General features: G+C 61.5%; 13 protein-coding genes. 4 read left to right on the top strand and 9 right to left on the bottom strand.

The annotated features are described in order from the left end of the window. Nucleotides 1-60: 60 nt before the first annotated feature. Nucleotides 61-1,683: a peptide ABC transporter substrate-binding protein gene (locus tag MN188_RS14250; protein WP_242109864.1), complete on the bottom strand. Its 1,623-nt coding sequence runs from the start codon at nt 1,681-1,683 to the stop codon at nt 61-63. A gap of 321 nt (nt 1,684-2,004) precedes the next feature. Between MN188_RS14250 and deoC the strand changes: the two genes are divergently transcribed. Together deoC and MN188_RS14240 are read left to right on the top strand one after the other, a co-directional pair. Beyond that, nucleotides 2,005-3,012, top strand: a complete 1,008-nt coding sequence (deoC, locus tag MN188_RS14245; RefSeq protein ID WP_420839004.1) for a deoxyribose-phosphate aldolase — start codon at nt 2,005-2,007, stop codon at nt 3,010-3,012. 4 nt (nt 3,013-3,016) lie between these two features. Further along, nucleotides 3,017-5,365 (top strand): aldehyde dehydrogenase family protein, encoded by a 2,349-nt coding sequence (locus tag MN188_RS14240; RefSeq protein WP_242109863.1) that lies wholly within the window; start codon nt 3,017-3,019, stop codon nt 5,363-5,365. A 295-nt stretch (nt 5,366-5,660) separates the two neighbouring features. On the opposite strand, the gene MN188_RS14235 is transcribed toward MN188_RS14240, so the two are convergent. From MN188_RS14235 to MN188_RS14210, 6 genes are all read right to left on the bottom strand, one after another. Beyond that, nucleotides 5,661-6,341, bottom strand: coding sequence for a DUF1523 family protein (locus tag MN188_RS14235; RefSeq protein WP_242109862.1), 681 nt, complete (start codon nt 6,339-6,341; stop codon nt 5,661-5,663). Nucleotides 6,342-6,349: 8 nt separating this feature from the next. Further along, on the bottom strand, nt 6,350-6,625 hold the full coding sequence (locus tag MN188_RS14230; protein WP_242109861.1) for a hypothetical protein: 276 nt from the start codon (nt 6,623-6,625) through the stop codon (nt 6,350-6,352). A 1-nt stretch (nt 6,626) separates the two neighbouring features. Then, nucleotides 6,627-7,979: a DUF6638 family protein gene (locus MN188_RS14225; RefSeq protein WP_242109860.1), complete on the bottom strand. Its 1,353-nt coding sequence runs from the start codon at nt 7,977-7,979 to the stop codon at nt 6,627-6,629. Nucleotides 7,980-8,049: 70 nt separating this feature from the next. Next, nucleotides 8,050-9,987 carry an ATP-binding protein gene (locus MN188_RS14220; protein ID WP_242109859.1) on the bottom strand — a complete coding sequence of 646 codons (1,938 nt, stop codon included), beginning with the start codon at nt 9,985-9,987 and terminating at the stop codon, nt 8,050-8,052. Between the two features lie 42 nt (nt 9,988-10,029). Continuing rightward, nucleotides 10,030-11,172 (bottom strand): hypothetical protein, encoded by a 1,143-nt coding sequence (locus MN188_RS14215; RefSeq protein WP_242109858.1) that lies wholly within the window; start codon nt 11,170-11,172, stop codon nt 10,030-10,032. 42 nt (nt 11,173-11,214) lie between these two features. Further along, complete coding sequence (locus MN188_RS14210; RefSeq protein ID WP_242109857.1) at nt 11,215-12,291, bottom strand: hypothetical protein; 1,077 nt, start codon at nt 12,289-12,291, stop codon at nt 11,215-11,217. A gap of 178 nt (nt 12,292-12,469) precedes the next feature. Between MN188_RS14210 and MN188_RS14205 the strand changes: the two genes are divergently transcribed. Both MN188_RS14205 and MN188_RS14200 read left to right on the top strand, forming a co-directional pair. Beyond that, nucleotides 12,470-14,353: an SLC13 family permease gene (locus MN188_RS14205; RefSeq protein WP_242109855.1), complete on the top strand. Its 1,884-nt coding sequence runs from the start codon at nt 12,470-12,472 to the stop codon at nt 14,351-14,353. Between the two features lie 38 nt (nt 14,354-14,391). Continuing rightward, entirely contained in the window at nt 14,392-15,669 is a 1,278-nt protein-coding gene (locus MN188_RS14200) for an acetylornithine deacetylase/succinyl-diaminopimelate desuccinylase family protein (RefSeq protein ID WP_242109854.1), read from the top strand. Here the strand turns inward: MN188_RS14200 and panC are convergent. Together panC and panB are read right to left on the bottom strand one after the other, a co-directional pair. Further along, on the bottom strand, nt 15,666-16,502 hold the full coding sequence (gene panC / locus MN188_RS14195) for a pantoate--beta-alanine ligase (protein ID WP_242109853.1): 837 nt from the start codon (nt 16,500-16,502) through the stop codon (nt 15,666-15,668). The two genes, MN188_RS14200 and panC, sit on opposite strands and share 4 nt — an antisense overlap. Next, nucleotides 16,499-17,326, bottom strand: a complete 828-nt coding sequence (gene panB, locus MN188_RS14190; protein WP_242109852.1) for a 3-methyl-2-oxobutanoate hydroxymethyltransferase — start codon at nt 17,324-17,326, stop codon at nt 16,499-16,501. Before panB ends, panC begins: the two co-directional genes overlap by 4 nt. Nucleotides 17,327-17,383 lie beyond the last annotated feature (57 nt).

Raw genomic sequence — 17,383 nt, 5'->3', positions numbered from 1 at the left:
GTTTGGAGCGGCAAGACGAAGGGGCACCGCAATCTGCGATGCCCCCCGTTTCAGGTCTGATTATTCGGCGATCTTGTACAGATTGCGCGAATACCAGTTCTGTTCCACGTTCTCGACCGGCCAGTTTTCCAGGTCCGTCGCGATCATGTAGTTGCCGGCATAGTGGTAGATCGGGATGATCGGCATGTCGGCCGCGATCAGCTCTTCCACCTTGGTGTAGTTGGCCTGCGGATCGGTCATCGTCTTGGCACCGGCCAGCAGTTCGTCCACCATCGGGTTGTTGTACTTGGCGTCGTTGTAGCCCGAACCGGACTGGACCAGATCCAGGAAGGTCGAAGCTTCGTTATAGTCGCCACACCAGCCCGCACGCGCGATCTGGTAGTCCTGGTTGCCGCGGGTTTCCAGGAAGGTCTTCCATTCCTGGTTGGCCAGGGTCACGTTCACTCCCAGAGTCTGTTTCCACATCTGGCTAACCGCAATGGCCACCTTCTTATGGGCTTCCGAGGTGTTGTAGATCAGCTCGATATCCAGCGGGCTGTCCTTGCCGTAACCGGCGGCGGCCATCATTTCCACGGCCTTCGCGTTACGCTCGGCCTGGGTCATGCCCGCGTATTCCACGGCCGGAACGTCAAAGTTCGCGGTCGCACCAGGGGTGAAGGTATAGGCCGGAGTCTGGCCACCCTGCAGGACTTTTTCCACGATGATGTCGCGGTCAATCGCCATCGAAAGCGCCTGACGGACGTTCACGTCCTGCAGGAATTCCGGTGCGTTGTCCGACACGTTGATCGTGTAGTAGTAGCTGCACAGGCGCGGGAACACGGTGGTTTCATCCGGGTTCGACTGCGACAGGGCGGGGTACTGACCGGCAGGGATTTCCGTGCGGTCCAGTTCGCCAGCCATGTAACGGGTCAGCGCCACGTTTTCATCGTTGATGATCAGCGCCTCGACCTTCTCGATGATGGTCGCCTCGTTGTTCCAGTACATCTCGTTGCGCTCACGAACCAGGCGTTCGTTTGGCACGTGCTCGGTCAGCGTATAGGCGCCGTTCACGACGATGTTGTCGGGCTTGATCCAGTCGGACCCGTGGGCTTCGATCGCCCAGGCCGGGGTCGGGAAGGTCGAGGTGTGCGTGGTGGTCAGCGCGAAATAGGGCATCGGGCTGTTCAGCGTCACTTCCAGCGTGTGATCGTCAATCGCCTTCACGCCCAGGGTCTCAACGCCAGCTTCGCCAGCCATCACCGGGCCAGCGCCCTTGATGTTCATCACTTCGACATACCACTGATACGCCGAGGCGGTCGCCGGATCGGCCAGACGCTGCCAGGCATAGACGAAATCACCGGCGGTGACGGGCTTGCCGTCCGACCACTTGGCGTTGTCACGCAGGATGAAGGTGTAAACGGTGTTGTCGTCGTTCACACTGTGCGACAGGGCGACGCCGGGCTCAAGGTTGCCCTTTTCGTCCTGGTTGTAGAGACCTTCGAACAGGTCACGCACAATTTCCGAACCCGACACGTCTTCGACGATCTGCGGGTCAACCGACGTATGCTCATCCAACACGCGGTAGGTGAAGGTCTGGTCATCGGCCAGGGCCTCACCGGTCTCCGGGTGGGTGCCAGCGGCAAGCACCGGGCTGGCCATTGCAAAGGCCGAGGCCATGAGAGTGGCTTTGATCGAAATGTTCATAAAGGATCTCCCTAGTCAGTTTCTGAATGCGCGAGTCTCCCTGCGCCGAGGATGAGACATAGAAAGACTCACCCCCACGCTCTCGCGGATGGAGCATCCTATGCTCATCGCGATAGCTGAAACAACTATTTACCCAACGTTAATTTTGGACCCACCCCGGCCCTGTCAAAATGCAGTGTCCTTGCACGTCTACACGGCAATATGTCGTTGCATTTCGGCGATATGCCGGCAGCCAGGGGTAATTTTTGACCAAAGGGTAAATCTTGCCAAATCCGCGGCCTCGTGCGACTTTGGGCCGAACCAGTGAACAGGGGGAACCCCGTGCAGACCGACACGACAACGACCGGACATGTGGCAACCGGGGCCGCCCAATTGCCGCAGGTGACAGAGCCGCGCAATCCGGGCATGGCGCTTGACATGGATTGGGTGCGGGCCGCACAGGCCAACACTTCGGCGATCGAACGCCGCGCCGGCAGCCTGTCCGGCCGTCGGTCGCTGAAAAAGGACCACCAGGCCGCGTGGATGCTGAAGGCGATCACCTGCATCGACCTGACCACCCTTTCCGGGGACGACACGGCGGGCCGGGTGCGCCGGCTGTGCGCCAAGGCCGCCCACCCGGTGCGGGCCGACATTCTGGACGCCCTGGGTGTCAGCGGCATCACTACCGGCGCCGTCTGCGTCTATCACGACATGATCGAACCAGCGGTTGCGGCACTTCAGGACACGGGCATTCCGGTGGCAGCGGTTTCCACCGGCTTTCCCGCAGGCCTGTCACCCTTTCACCTGCGCCTGGCCGAGATCGGCGAAAGCGTGAAGGCAGGGGCCGCGGAAATCGACATCGTGATTTCGCGCCGCCACGTGCTGACCGGCAATTGGCAGGCACTGTATAACGAGATGAAAGCGTTCCGCGAGGCCTGTGGTGACGCCCATGTAAAGGCGATCCTGGCCACCGGAGAGCTGGGCTCCCTGCGCAACGTCGCGCGCGCCTCGCTGGTCTGCATGATGGCGGGCGCCGATTTCATCAAGACCTCGACCGGCAAGGAAAGCGTCAACGCCACCCTACCCGTGTCGCTGGTGATGATCCGCGCGATCCGCGACTATTACGACCGCACCGGTTACCGCGTGGGGTACAAGCCCGCGGGTGGGATTTCCAAGGCCAAGGATGCGGTGACCTATCTGACCCTGATCAAGGACGAGCTGGGCGATCGTTGGCTACAACCCGACCTGTTCCGCTTCGGCGCATCCTCCCTGTTAGGCGACATCGAACGACAGCTGGAACACCACGTGTCGGGCCATTATTCCGCCGCCCACCGCCACCCGATTGGATAAGAACATGACCGTCAAAGACATCTTCGAGAGCATGGAATACGGCCCGGCCCCCGAAAGCGCGGGCGAGGCGATGGCGTGGCTGGAGCGCACGAACCGCAGCTTTGGCCTATTCATCGACGGGCAAATGACCGCCCCCGGCGAGGCGTTCGAGACGAAGAACCCCGCGACCGGCGAGGTTCTGGCCACAGTCACACAATCCAGCCCGGATGACGTGGAGCGCGCCGTGACCGCTGCGCGCAAGGCGCAGGGCAAATGGGCAAAATTGCCCGGTCACGCCCGCGCCAAATACCTCTATGCACTGGCGCGGCTGGTGCAGAAACACGCGCGCCTGTTCGCGGTGCTGGAAACGCTCGACAACGGCAAGCCGATCCGCGAAAGCCGCGACATCGACGTGCCGCTGGTCGCGCGCCATTTCTACTACCACGCAGGCATGGCGCAGCTGCAGGACAGCGAACTGCCCGACCGCGAGGCGCTGGGGGTCTGCGGCCAGATCATCCCGTGGAACTTTCCGCTTCTGATGCTGGCCTGGAAGATCGCACCAGCGATTGCGATGGGCAACACGGTGGTTTTGAAACCCGCCGAATACACCCCCCTGACCGCGCTTCTGTTCGCGCAGATCTGCCAAGAGGCCGGGCTGCCCAAGGGGGTTGTCAACATCGTCACCGGCAATGGGGAAGTCGGCGAGGCCATCGTCAGCCACGAAGATATCGACAAGATCGCCTTCACCGGCTCGACCGAGGTAGGGCGCATCATCCGCCGCGCCACGGCGGGCACCGGCAAGTCGCTAACGCTCGAACTGGGGGGGAAATCGCCCTATATCGTCTTTGACGACGCTGATATCGACAGCGCCATCGAAGGGCTGGTCGACGCGATCTGGTTCAACCAGGGCCAGGTCTGCTGCGCGGGCTCGCGCCTGATCGTGCAGGAAGGTATCGCGGATCGGTTCTATGCCAAACTGCGCGCCCGGATGGACGGGCTGCGCGTCGGCAACCCGATGGACAAATCCATCGATGTGGGCGCCTTGGTCGACCCGGTGCAGTTGGAGACCATCACGCGCATGGTGGACGCTTCGGACGAAGGCGACACCTATCGCGCGCCCTGCCCGCTGCCTGACCAAGGCTGTTTCTACCCGCCCACGCTGATCACCGGCTTGTCGCCATCTTCAACCCTGATGCAGGAAGAAATCTTCGGCCCGGTTCTGGTCGCCACCACCTTCCGCACCCCCACCGAGGCGGTGCAGATCGCCAACAACACGCGCTATGGCCTGGCCGCGACGGTCTGGAGCGAGAATGTGAACCTGGCGCTGGACATCGCGCCGAAACTGGTCGCGGGCGTGGTCTGGGTGAACGCCACCAACATGTTCGATGCCGCCGCCGGCTTTGGCGGCGTGCGCGAAAGCGGCTTCGGGCGCGAAGGCGGCTGGGAAGGGCTGATGGCCTATACCAAGGCGCGCGGCAAGACGCAGGCGCTGGCCCCTGTCGCCCCGATTGCGGCACCGAAGGACGCCAGTGTTGATGCGCTGGATCGGACCGCCAAAATGTTCATCGGCGGCAAACAGGCGCGGCCTGACAGCGGCTATTCCCGCCCGGTCTGGTCGCCCAAGGGCAAGCTTCTGGGCCACGTCGGGCTGGGCAGCCGCAAGGACATCCGCAACGCGGTGGAAGCCGCCCATGCCGCCAAAGGCTGGTCGAAAACCACCGGACATTTGCGGGCGCAGATCCTGTATTACATCGCCGAAAACCTGTCGGCACGGGCCGAAGAATTTGCACACCGGATCAACGAGATGACCGGCAAACGGAACGGCGCGCGTGAGGTTGAGGCAAGCGTGTCGCGCCTGTTCTCCTATGCCGCCTGGGCCGACAAATACGACGGTGCGGCGAAACCCGTGCCCCTGCGCGGCGTGGCACTGGCGATGCACGAACCGGTCGGCGTGATCGGCGCGTTCTGCCCGGACGACGCGCCGCTTCTGGGTCTCGTGTCACTGGTGGCCCCGGCGATCGCAATGGGCAACCGCGTGGTTGCCGTGGCCTCGGACCCCTACCCGCTGGCCGCGACAGATTTTTATCAGGTCCTGGAAACCTCGGACCTTCCGGCGGGGGTCGTGAATATCCTTACCGGGCCACATGCCGACCTGGCCGAGACCATGGCGGGCCATTTGGACGTGGACGCGGTCTGGAGCCAATCCGGCGCAGACCTGTCAGCAATCGTTGAACACGCCGCCGCCGGCAACCTGAAGCGAACCTGGGTGAACAACGCCCGGGCGCGGGACTGGTCCGGAAAAGACGGGGAAGGCCGTGAGATGCTGGCCCACGCCACCGAGGTGAAAACGATTTGGGTCCCATACGGGGAATAATCGAACCGGCATTGCGACGCCACTTCAAGCGCCTTCGGCGCCCTCATCGGCGTCGCGGCAAGCTCGCTGCGCTCGCCATGGTATCTGGCGGCCTCGCTGCGCTCGGCATCTTTTTTCCTTCTGAAAATATCCCCGCCGGAGGCTTAAAATCTCTTTTGGAACACCAGAAGTGGCTTGTTGCCTTCGGCGAGGGTTTTTCGAGACAGCTGATACACGCACGCGCCAAGCCGTTGGCGAGGCGCCCTGCGCCGACCGCAAGGAAGACCGCGTCAGCGGTTGACCGGCGGGTGGAACTTCAGCGTTTGCCGCGCCAGCTGTCCAGCCAGCGACCAAACCGTCCGCGCGCTTGGTCTGCATGGGCATCGACCCGTTCCCAGGCATCCCCCGCGTCTTCCATCGCCGGGTCGATCGTGCGTTCACGGAATTGTCGCCACATGGCGCGCATGAACAGAAGGCCGACGATCAGGAATCCGAAGAAGAAGATGTTAAACCAGGGAATGATCCGCACCTCTGGCCCATCAATCGGCGTAATCGCGATGGCGTTGGGATAGACCGTGAAGAACCGATTGCGCCAACCATAATGGGTGATCTTCACCCATTGTTCATTGTCCGGCGTCGACACATTTGCCAAGGCTTCCGCCTGCAAGTCCGAGCTGTCGAACTTGAAATAGGGCGGCCAGATCCAGCCCGTATCTTCGTTGCGATAGACCATCACGCCTTCGGCCTCACGTTGGTAAAACCCCAACAGGAAGGTCTTGCGTTTAACCGTGTTCAGCAGGCGAATGTCGCGGGTTGCCAGCTCAGCCGAGGCACTGTCGGCCTGGGCAAAGAAAATCCGGTTCATCGACGAGAAATCCATGCGGATAATCTCGGTCCCTGTCACCCGCACGACATCGTGTTGCGGCAGGACATAGTGAAATAGCGCCCCGAAAACCAGGAACAGAACGATGCGGATCGTGTTTTTGACATATGCCATCGGGGGCCTCAGTTTGCGTTCGTCATGAAAAGCGTGAGCACGACCAGGATGGCCGGGATCACATAAACCAGAAGGATCAGCTTGGGTCGGATGCCGTTCTGGTACTCGGTCATTCCGTCCTCGATAAAGGTCTCACGCTCGGGGCTGTCGCGGTCATCGGGGTGGTCTTCGGCCCAGCGATCCTCAAGCTTTTCGCGTCGGATCGAACGGGAATAAAAGCTGACCGCCAAATACACCACGCTCAACCCAAGAAACCCGAACACCAGAAGTCGTATCAGTCCCATGTCACCTCCTCCTGATCGCGCCCCAAGGGCCGACAAGATCGATCATATCATCCTTTTTCGGTGGCGGGGGCGGGGTTTTCCCGGACACCTCGGCACCACCGAACAGCGCCTCACGCGCGCCAGCCTTGTTCGCCATATAGTCACGATGAAGGAATTCCGCCACGTATTCCTTTTTCACTTCGGCCCAGGTCGCATAGGCCGCATAGAACGCCTGCTTGTGGCAGATGAACAGTTGGCGGAAATCCTTGGGCGCCAGTTCTGCCAGCATCTGGTTCACCAGATCGCGGTCCGGGTGGTTCGGCACCGCGCGCAGGGTATAGAAATACGCCGGGTGCTTTGAGGTGATGCGCGGCCACTTGCCGCCGTTTTCAGCCCAACGCACCAACGCTGCCAGCGCCTGGAACTCCTTCGGCAACGTCGCCCCCATCCGGTGCGCCAACTGGCGTAGGTCGCGGGCCGTCATCTGGCCCATATCCTGATCCAGTTCCGCCGCCGCATCCACCAGGATGAAATCCATCTTCTGGCGCAGGATCGTGGCCCCGTTCACACCGCGCGCCTTGATCACGCTTTCGACCAGCCCATTTTCCTTGAGGAAGGTGGCAATCCGATTGGGCTGGGCCCGCGAGATCCGATCCTCGACCGGCATCTTGCCCTCAGGCATCTCACCCATCGAGACCACGAACGGGTGATCAACGTCGCGAAACACGTAAAGCCCGCCGAAATGGTCGGTCCAGAAATTGCCTTGGGTAAACGTTGCGCGGTCCAGGTCGATCGGGTTCTTCGTCACGTCCCCAGTCTGCTTGGCCAGCCCGATCATCTCGGCGATCAGCACGTCATCAAACCAGGCATCCGGGTCGGCTTGAAACTGGTCAATCTTGTCGGACAGCGCGCGTGCATTGGCCACGTGGCTTTGTGTCGTGTCCGCCTCGATCGTGATCTTGCGAATGTCGAACAGCTTGGCGGGCGTCGACACGTCATAGACCGAATTCTGCAACTCCCCCGCCACCGCGTCATGAGCGGTCAGGGCAAACAGCTTTGCCTCGTTGTCATTGATGAACTGCCGCAGGATCCCGCGTGAGGTTGAAAATTTCGCATTGAGCAGCGGCGCGGTGCGCTGGTCCGTGGTCAGGATGATGAACTGCCGGTTGCAGCCATTGGGGTTCAGATACAGATGATCCCCCAGTTCATCCCCCACCTCGGGCGAGTATCCCGAGATATCGATGTGGAAGTCCGGCAGCGCCGTGCGCAGCCCCGTCAGCCCGTCCAGCGCCCTGTTATAGCGCTCGATCAAAGCCGGGCTCTCCACCCGGATCAGGTTGCCGAACATCAGGCCACGTTGGATCAGGCGTCTCATGGCGTGGCCCTCGTTGATCGGCCAAGATGGGTCTGGCTCGCCCCTATGCGCAATGCGGTGCGGTCGGACATCACCCCTTCCCCTCCAAATACCGCCGTTTCGCCTCTTCCGACAACCCGAACTCCCGCACCATCTGGGCAATCGCCGCTTCGTCCGACTTGTCGGCATAGCGGAATTCTGAATCCGCGTAGCGGTTGATTTCCTGGATCACCATGTCGACCGTAATCTCCTGGCGCAGCTCCTCGATCATGCCCTTCTTGGTGTCGTAGTCCTTGAACAAGAACAGGTCGGGTTCCTCCATCCATTCGTCCGGCAGTTCAAAATCCATCGCGCGGACCTTCACGGCGTCGGTGATGTTCTTGATCGCGCGGCCGGTGAAGCGCGCGTCGGCCTCCTGGATGCCTTTCAGATAGGTGCCCAGTTTGGCGATTGTATCGAGCTTGCCGATATCCTTGGACACGCGCTCATAGACCCGCACCAAACCTTCCTCATGCGGCCGCGCGTGGCTTTCGAAGGACTTCGCCACCGCGCGTTTGATCTCCTGCGCCGCGAAGGGTTCGAAATCACCCAGCGGGATGTCGTGGTTCTTGCCCATCAGCAGGTTCAGGATGTCGATATAATCGTCCCGCGTGATCGGCCCATCCACCAGGAACCGCGCACCGGCACGCTGGCGCAGGGCGTCGTCGACGTTCTCGGGATAGTTTGAAAACATACCGAAGGTGCAATTGCCGCGCACGACCGTGTTGGCGCCGGCAAAGCTCTCCATCAAAACGGCAGTAATCTCCAACTGCCCGGCGCTCGACTGCCGATCTCCGCGCTTACCCGCCAGCTGGTCGATGTCGTCGATGGTGCCAAAGCCGATCACGTTCGGGTCGATCACGTTGTTGATGAACGCCTTGGCATTCTGCGCCGATTTGCCCTGATAGCTGTCGATGCTTTCGGTCGACAGGTTCTGGTATCGGAACGGATAGCCTGCCGTTTCGCAATAGCCGTGGATCAGCCCGGCCATCATCTGGATCAGCGTGGTCTTGCCGGTGCCCGGCATGCCGTCGCCCATGAAGGTGAAGATAAAGCCACCAAGGTCCGCAAACGGATTCAGTTTGCGATCGAAATCATAGGCCATCAGCATTTTGCTGAGCTTCATCGCCTGATACTTCGCGATGTGGTTGCCGACGACCTGATGCGGTTTCTTGAAGCTCATGGTCAGCTTCGTGCCCCGCGCCGCGCGCGAGGGCGTGAAGCCGGAAATCGTCAGATCATCCGCCTCAACCCGGTAGTTCGCGCCGGTAAAGGGCGCCAGCCGCGGCGCGGTCTGGGCGCGCAGGGCGACCTTTTCCATCAACTGCTCGGCAAAGGCCATCACCGTCGGGACCAGCTTCTCATCCACATCCACGAAGGTGGCGATTTCCTGATCCAGCTCCCACAAGGCGCCATGCAGCGCCAGACCCGCGTTGTCGGTCAAAACCTCCTCGACTGCGCCAATATCAACCGAGACCTCGCTGGAATGCGGCGCCAGGAAGAACGCAGTGGCATTGGCGAAGACCGACAGCACAACCAGGCTCTCGGCGGCCAAAAGCTCGGAAAACGCGGCCGCTTTGTCCTTGCCCAGCCCGCCTTCCAGATTGGCGCGTTTCAGCGCGACCAACCCGGTCGCCTCAGCGTATCCTTCGCCCACCGACAGGGCGATGGCGATGGCCCGGCGCAGGGAATGCAACACCGTCGCCTGCATCGGGCTAATCAGGGGATCACCGCCATCCGCACCTTCGATCCGATCCACCAGATGCACGCCTTCGGGGCGTGCGGTTGAGCGTGTAACCAGACCGGGCGTGGTCGACCGGAACCGCCGCCGGGTGGCAATGCCGGGCGAGCGTTCAGGCGTCGTCGGCGCCACCTTCGGTTTGGCGATCCGGGGCGTGTGATCCAATCCGTCCAGCATCACCGCCGCCGCGTCATAATGCGCACGAATCTCTTCTTCGCGAAGCTCCATCTGATCGGAAGGAAGGCTCATTTCAAATCCCTTTCATCTTTCCCTAAACTGTTCTGGGGGAAGCTATCTGTAACTCAGCACGCGCCCACCCGGGCTGACCACGAACTTGCGCACATCCCGAAACCCCGGCGGGTTCTTTTCTGCCAATACCTGATACGGGCGCTGCGGCAGGATGATCGAGCGTTCCATTTTCGTGGCGCCGGTGACGACCCCGCGCCCGGCGAACGGATCCAGGGCAAAGATTTCGCGCTCGACGGACCCGAACCAGCCGCTCTTTTCGGTTTTGACTCCTTCGCTCACCAGCTCTTCCACTGTCCAGGCCAGCGCCCAGTCTTCGCCGGGTGGCGCTTTGGCCTGTTCCAGAACCTCGCGCAGCGGACCGGTCTGCTTGGTGAACGTGTGCGAATACATCGGACCCACGTGGATCCGGCGCAGCCGTTTCGGGTGCAAGTCGTCGAAATCACGGTCGAACCCAGCGGCGATGGTCACCAGCTTCAGCCCGGCCACCGCCTGCGCCATCAGGTGCGCCTGAACCGCAGGCCAGCGCCGCCCATCGCGCGGCAAGGCGGTGCGGCCAGTGTCCTCCAGCTCCATCAGATAGATCGTCGGGATGTTCAGGCTGCTGTCATAGACCGCCCAGTGCAGCAGATAGCGCCGCCGCCGATCCCGCCCCTCGCTGACATCGCCCAGCCAGACCACGTCGGGGTCGTTTTGCGGCCAGAACAGATCGCCGCGTTGAAGCTCTTCGTAATACAGCCGTTGCGACAGGGCGTATTGCAGCTTGGTCGGGATCGTCAGATCACCGACGATCTGCTGGATCATCTGCGCCTTCAGCTCATCCGCCGACGGCATACCCGTCAGGTGCTTGCCAGCCTGCGCCGCGTCCGTGGCCATCTGCATCAGCTCAGCATGCACGGGAAAGCCGCTTTCGTGGCGGTCAAAGACCAGCGTGGACCAGCCCGCGCCTTCGCCGCGCCCGGACCAAAAATGCTTGTTCGCCAGAGCACGGAAGGTGAAACCAAGGCTGACCAGATAACGCGCCAACACCTCCACCTCGTCGCGCGACAGGCTGCCCTCGGCCTCCATCTGCCCGGCAACACGGGCCATGTGCCCGGTGATCCGAGCAAACTTGGCGAAATAGCGCCGCGTGACGCGGGTATCGTTCAACGACGCGTGGTCAAGGGTGAGATCGTCGGTGTCAGTCATGTCAGCGCACACGCCCGGAATTTGCAGGTCGGATCGCGTAATTCACGCTCCATACAGGTTCTTGTCGTGCTTCTCGACGATGTCCTGGAACCGACGGGCGAACCGTTCGTCGGCCTTTGCTTTGGCTTCCAGAACCTCGCGGGCGAACACCATGTGGTCTTCATGCGCCTCCATCATGTCGGCCATTTTCTGGTTCGTCGCGGTGCCGATCGCGGCCATCGCGGCTTGGGCTTCCTTGTCGGTTTCGACGCCGATCTCATTGATCCGGTGCGCCACGTCTTGTTGTTGCGCCGTTTTCAGCGACTTCGACAGGGCGTCATACAGCACCACACGCTGCTTAGTGTCCGTCTGCAGCTTGTTGATCAGAACCATCTGCGTTGCCGCTTGGTTCTGAAGAGAATCCACCCAGGTCTTGCCCTTCTCGATATAGCGCTCCAGCGTCTGGGACTTGGCCAGTTTGACCTGCTCTTGCTGCACCATCTCGTTGTACTTCGCGTTCAGTTCGGCCAGTTCGGTTTCCAGCTTGGTGCGCGCGGCGGCGTCCTGTTCGACACTGATCTTGTTCTCAAGCGTGATAATCTTGGGGTCCATGCCCAGAATGTCCGCACGCAGGGTTTCCAGTTCACCCACCGTCAACTCGCGGTCATCCAGCGTTTCCGTCAGGTTCACGCTGACGCTTTCCTTCTGGGTGTTTAGCATCGCCAGCTGCCCTTCGAGCAGTTTCACAATCGTATCCGATTGGCCGATCAGCTCCTGCAACTTGTCGTCGATCGACGCGGTGCGCATGCGTTCCTGCCGCAGGCTTTCCGATTTCCCCTTGGAGAAAATGCCGACGAAAGTTTCCCACCCCGTCTTGGAGCGCATTTCGTCAAAGTCCTTTGAAAACCCGCTGGTTACGTCATCCAGCCCCATGATCAACTCGGCGATGTTGGCGTTCATCGCTTCGGTGTGGGCGTGTACGTCTTCCAGCGATGCGTTCTCGATATCTATCGCGATGTCGTCACCTGACGCCATCTTGCTGCGCGCGGTCTCGATCCGGCTGGTCAGCTCAGAGATTTTTGCCTGCGCCTCGGCGACCTGGGCCTGGCTATCGCGGATTTGGGTATCGAAATCGGACATGGAACTCCCTCGAAAGTAAATGGGTATAACATTCAGTTGGGGAGAGGTTAGCGCGATTTGAAGGGGGGCAACAGACGGTTTTCGCACCGAAACACCGGTTTTCCACAGGTTTCCATCGGGGTTTTCAAAACCGCCCCGCCGCGACATAGTAGGAAAACGTATTTGAATCCGAGGCCCCATGGACCCATTGATCCTGACGCAGGAAATGATTGCCGTGCTCTGCGTGCTGGGGATCACGATGACACTTTTCGTGACCGAGGTCGTGCGCGTCGACCTGGCGGCGATCATGGTCATGGTGCTGGTGGGGGCACTGTCCTACCTGCCGGGGCTTGAGAATCTGGCCGACATAAACCAGCTGTTTGCAGGCTTCAGTTCGAATGCGGTGATCTCGATCATCGCGGTGATGATCATCGGCGCGGGGCTGGACAAGACCGGGATCATGAACAAGGTCGCGGCAGTAATCCTGAAACACGGCGGCACCTCCGAGGCCCGGCTGATCCCGATCATCTCAGGCACCGTCGGGGTGATATCTTCGTTCATGCAGAACGTCGGCGCGGCGGCGCTGTTCCTGCCCGTCGTGTCGCGCATTTCTGCGCGCACCGGGTTGCCGCTTGGCCGGATGCTGATGCCGATGGGGTTCTGCGCCATTCTGGGCGGGACCATGACGCTGGTGGGTTCCTCGCCCATGATCCTGCTCAACGACCTGATCGCATCAGCCAATGCCGACCTTCCGCAAGCGGCTCAGATGGAGCCGTTCGACCTGTTTGATCCCGCCCCGGTGGGGCTCGCGCTGATCCTGTCCGGGATCGCCTATTTCGTGCTGTTCGGCCGCTGGGTCCTGCCCGCCGCCTCACCGCGCGATGACGCGGCCGCGGGGCAAAGCATCGCCGAATACCTGAAGGCAACTTATCGCCTGAAAGCGGACCTGGTTGAGGTCATCGTGCCTGAGGGCAACATTCTTGTCGGCCAGACGTTGGACGACATCATGCTCGCGCACCACCTGTACATAATCGGCACTTCATATGCCGGGCAAAAGGTGATTGCACCGCGCGTGACCACGGAAATTCTGACCCCCTGCCGCCTGGCGATTCTGGGCCATCGCAAGGTGATCGAGGAGATTTGCGACATTTACGGCTTGACGGTTCTGCCCGGGCTGGAGGATTTCGCCGAGGATTTCGCCGCCACCCGCGCCGGTGTCGCCGAAGTCGTCATCACCCCCGGTTCGGACGTGATCGGCAAAACCGGCCGCGACCTGCGCTTTCGCCAGACCCACGGGATGAGCCTTCTGGCCATTCACCGGGGCGAAGAGACGATGAGCTTGGTGGAAACCGACGAACACAAGGCCGCGATGATCGGTGACATCCCGTTCCTGGCCGGTGACACGCTGGTTGTACACACGCCATGGGACATGCTGAGCCGGTTGAAGCAGGACCGCGACTTCGTGGTGGTCACCTCGGATTTCCCAGAAGAAGAACTGCGCCCGAAAAAAGTCGGCTGGGCCTTGCTGTTTTTCCTGCTGGCGCTGGGACTGATCCTTTTCTCAGATGTGCGGCTGTCACTGTGTCTGCTGATCGGCGCGGTGGGCATGATCGTGACGCGGGTGTTGTCGATCGACGAGGCTTATGAAAGCGTTGGCTGGTCGACCGTGTTCCTGCTGGCCTCGCTGATCCCGCTTGGCATGGCGGTGCAGAACACCGGTACCGCAGGTTGGATCGCACAGCAGGTGTTGACCCTGCTGGATGGCTGGCCGATCTGGGCGCTGCAGGCCGGGGTAGCGGTTTTGGCCACGCTGTTCACTCTGGTGATGTCCAACGTGGGCGCCACCGTGCTCTTGGTGCCACTGGCGGTGTCGATTGCCGTGGCTGCCGGGGGCGACCCGGCGATTTTCGCCCTGACGGTGGCGATCTCGACCTCGAATTCCTTCCTGATCCCGACCCACCAGGTAAACGCGCTGATCATGGGGCCGGCGGGCTACCGCGTCGCGGATTTCCTGCGCTCGGGCGGGATCATGACGCTTTTGTTCCTGGTGGTCAGCCAGGGCGTTATGGCGTTGGTTTACTAGGCGTTGAAACCCGCCCCGCCCCGGCCTAGGTTCAACCCATGACCGACGCACTCCTGACCGAAATCGCCGCCCGCCGGGACGACCTGATCGCCCTGACGCAGGACTTGATCCGTATTCCGACCTTGAACCCGCCGGGCCGCAATTACCGCGAAATCTGCGCCTTTCTGGCCGAGCGGCTGGCGAAATCCGGCTTCAAGGTCGAAATGATCCGGGCCGAGGGTGCGATTGGCGACAGCGTGAAATACCCGCGCTGGAACATGGTTGCCCGCCACGAAGGCGGCGCACCCGGCGATTGCGTGCATTTCAATTCGCACCATGATGTGGTCGAGGTCGGCCATGGCTGGACCCGCGACCCGTTCGGGGGCGAGCTGGACGATGGCAAGATCTATGGCCGTGGCGCCTGTGACATGAAGGGCGGGCTGGCCGCCTCGATCATCGCCGCCGAGGCCTTCGTGCACCTTTACCCCGATCACGAGGGCGCGGTGGAAATCAGCGCCACGGCGGACGAAGAATCTGGCGGATATGGCGGCGTCGCCTACCTGGCCGAAAAGGGTTATTTCGACCCCGACCGGGTGCAGCATGTCATCATCCCCGAACCCCTGAACAAGGACCGCATCTGCCTGGGACACCGCGGCGTCTGGTGGGCGGAAATCGAAACCAAGGGTCGCATCGCCCACGGCTCGATGCCCTTCCTGGGTGATTCAGCCATCCGCCACATGAGCGCGGTCCTGGCCGAGATGGAGCAGCACCTTTATCCCCTTCTGGCATCCAAACGCACGGAAATGCCGGTGGTGCCGGATGGGGCCAAGCAATCCACCCTGAACGTGAATTCAATCCACGGCGGCGAGGCGGAGCCCGAAGACGGCTATGACGGTTTCCCGGCGCCCTGCGTTGCCGACCGTTGCCGCATCGTGATCGACCGGCGGTTTCTGATCGAAGAAGACCTGAACGAGGTGAAGGCGGAAGTGCACCGGATGATGGAACGCATCAAGGACGAACGCCCTGATTTCGAATACGAAATTCGCGACATGCACGAGGTTGTTCCGACGATGACGGACAAGGGCGCGCCGGTGGTGACCTCAACCGCGGCGGCGATCGAAAAGGTGCTGGGGGCGCGGCCTGAATACGTGGTCAGCCCCGGAACCTATGACCAGAAACACATCGACCGGATCGGACGGCTGAAGAACTGCATCGCCTATGGCCCCGGCATCCTGGACCTGGCGCACCAACCCGACGAATGGGTCGGCGTTCAGGACATGCAAGACAGTGCGGGCGTGATGGCGCTGGTGCTGCACGAGCTGCTCATCACGCCTTAAACGGCGATATTGTCGATCAAGCGCACGCCGTCCAGCATCGCGGCCACCAACAGGCGGGCGGGTTCTGCGGGCGTCTCAAGCGGGCGCAAATCCTTGGCGGAGCGCAGCTCCAGATACTCGATCTCTCCGTATCCCGCCGCCAGGACCTCCTCCTTGGCCTGCTTGATCGCGACAGTCGCCGCCACACCGCCCCGGATTGCATCCGCAGCCGTTTCCATCGCGCGATACAGCGCCGGGGCAATCGCCCGCGCCTCGCCCCCCAGCTGCACATTGCGAGACGACATCGCCAGCCCGTCGGCTTCGCGCACGGTCGGGCAACCGACAACCTCGGTCTCAATGTCCAAGTCCTCAGACAGGCGGCGCACGATCAACAGCTGTTGGTAATCCTTTTCCCCAAAAAACGCGACGTCCGCGCGGCTTTGCAAAAACAGCTTGGAGACCACCGTTGCCACGCCATCGAAATGGCCGGGTCGGTGCGCGCCCTCCAGGTCTTCTGTCAGGCCCGATACGCTGACATTCGTCGCAAACCCGTCCGGGTAAATCTGGTCGGGCGTTGGTACATAGAGCGCATCCACGCCGTAGGGTGCCAGTTTCTCGGCGTCCTCATGTTCGGTGCGCGGATACTTGTCCAGATCGTCAGGGTTGTTGAACTGCTTGGGGTTCACGAAGATCGTTACGATCACCCGGTCGGCGCCTTTTTTTGCCGCCTCGACCAGGCTGAGGTGCCCAGCATGAAGCGCGCCCATCGTGGGCACGACGGCAACCTTTTCGCCGGCGAAAATCCATTTGCGACGCAAAGTGCGCAGATCATCCTTTGACCGAACCAGTTTCATTTTGTCGGCACCTCGTCGGCAAAGACATGTTCTGGGCCGGGAAAGCTGCGCGCACGCACTTCGTCGGCATAGGCCTTGATCGCTGTTTCGCCATCTGCGCCCAGCGTGCCATAGCGCTTGACGAATTTTGGTTTGAACGCGGTGAACAGCCCCAGCATGTCGTCGACCACCAGAACCTGCCCGTCGCAATTCGCCGACGCTCCGATGCCGATTGTGGGAATATCCAGTGCGGACGTGATCTCATCCGACAGGCTGGCGGGCACTTTTTCCAGCACCACGGAAAACGCACCAGCCTCGGCCACGGCCTTGGCATCTGCCATCACCCGTGCCCGGTCGTCGCCGCGCCCCTGCACCTTGTAGCCCCCCAGAGTGTTGATCGCCTGCGGCGTCAGCCCGACATGGGCCATCACCGGGATCGAGCGCGCGGTCAGAAACCGGATCGTCTCGGCCATCGTGACGCCGCCCTCCAGCTTGACCGCCGCCGCGCCGGTGTCGCGCATCAAGGCCGCCGCGTTGCGAAACGCCTGTTCGGGGCTTTCTTCGTAGCTGCCAAAGGGCATGTCCACGACCATCATCGCCTTGTGTAGCCCGCGTTTCACGGCCGCACCATGCAGGCACATCATCTCCATCGTCACGCCCAGCGTATCGGGCAGGCCGTGCAGCACCATGCCGACGCTGTCCCCAACCAGGACCATGTCCACGTGGTCGTCCATCATCTGGGCCATCGGCGTGGTATAGGCGGTCAGCATGACCAGCGGCTCAGCCCCCTTGCTGGCGCGAATTTCGGACGGTGTGGGGGCTGTAACCCGTGCAGAAGCGCTCATGAAATCCTCCCGATTTTCCTGTTCGCTCGGCCAATATATGCTGCATTGCAGCAAAAA

It is taken from the genome of Aliiroseovarius subalbicans, from assembly GCF_022678625.1.
Lineage (GTDB): Bacteria > Pseudomonadota > Alphaproteobacteria > Rhodobacterales > Rhodobacteraceae > Aliiroseovarius_A > Aliiroseovarius_A subalbicans.
The sequence above is the reverse complement of the archived record's forward strand: the minus strand, read 5'-3'. Positions and strand labels throughout refer to the sequence as shown.

Excerpts from the sequence above, each read along its gene's own strand:
- MN188_RS14240 (WP_242109863.1), top strand. The coding sequence starts at position 3,017 with ATGACCGTCAAAGACATCTTCGAGAGCATGGAATACGGCCCGGCCCCC.
- MN188_RS14230 (WP_242109861.1), bottom strand. The coding sequence starts at position 6,625 with ATGGGACTGATACGACTTCTGGTGTTCGGGTTTCTTGGGTTGAGCGTG.
- MN188_RS14210 (WP_242109857.1), bottom strand. The coding sequence starts at position 12,291 with ATGTCCGATTTCGATACCCAAATCCGCGATAGCCAGGCCCAGGTCGCC.
- MN188_RS14220 (WP_242109859.1), bottom strand. The coding sequence starts at position 9,987 with ATGAGCCTTCCTTCCGATCAGATGGAGCTTCGCGAAGAAGAGATTCGT.
- MN188_RS14200 (WP_242109854.1), top strand. The coding sequence starts at position 14,392 with ATGACCGACGCACTCCTGACCGAAATCGCCGCCCGCCGGGACGACCTG.
- MN188_RS14235 (WP_242109862.1), bottom strand. The coding sequence starts at position 6,341 with ATGGCATATGTCAAAAACACGATCCGCATCGTTCTGTTCCTGGTTTTC.
- MN188_RS14225 (WP_242109860.1), bottom strand. The coding sequence starts at position 7,979 with ATGAGACGCCTGATCCAACGTGGCCTGATGTTCGGCAACCTGATCCGG.
- MN188_RS14250 (WP_242109864.1), bottom strand. The coding sequence starts at position 1,683 with ATGAACATTTCGATCAAAGCCACTCTCATGGCCTCGGCCTTTGCAATG.
- MN188_RS14205 (WP_242109855.1), top strand. The coding sequence starts at position 12,470 with ATGGACCCATTGATCCTGACGCAGGAAATGATTGCCGTGCTCTGCGTG.
- MN188_RS14215 (WP_242109858.1), bottom strand. The coding sequence starts at position 11,172 with ATGACTGACACCGACGATCTCACCCTTGACCACGCGTCGTTGAACGAT.
- panC (WP_242109853.1), bottom strand. The coding sequence starts at position 16,502 with ATGAAACTGGTTCGGTCAAAGGATGATCTGCGCACTTTGCGTCGCAAA.
- panB (WP_242109852.1), bottom strand. The coding sequence starts at position 17,326 with ATGAGCGCTTCTGCACGGGTTACAGCCCCCACACCGTCCGAAATTCGC.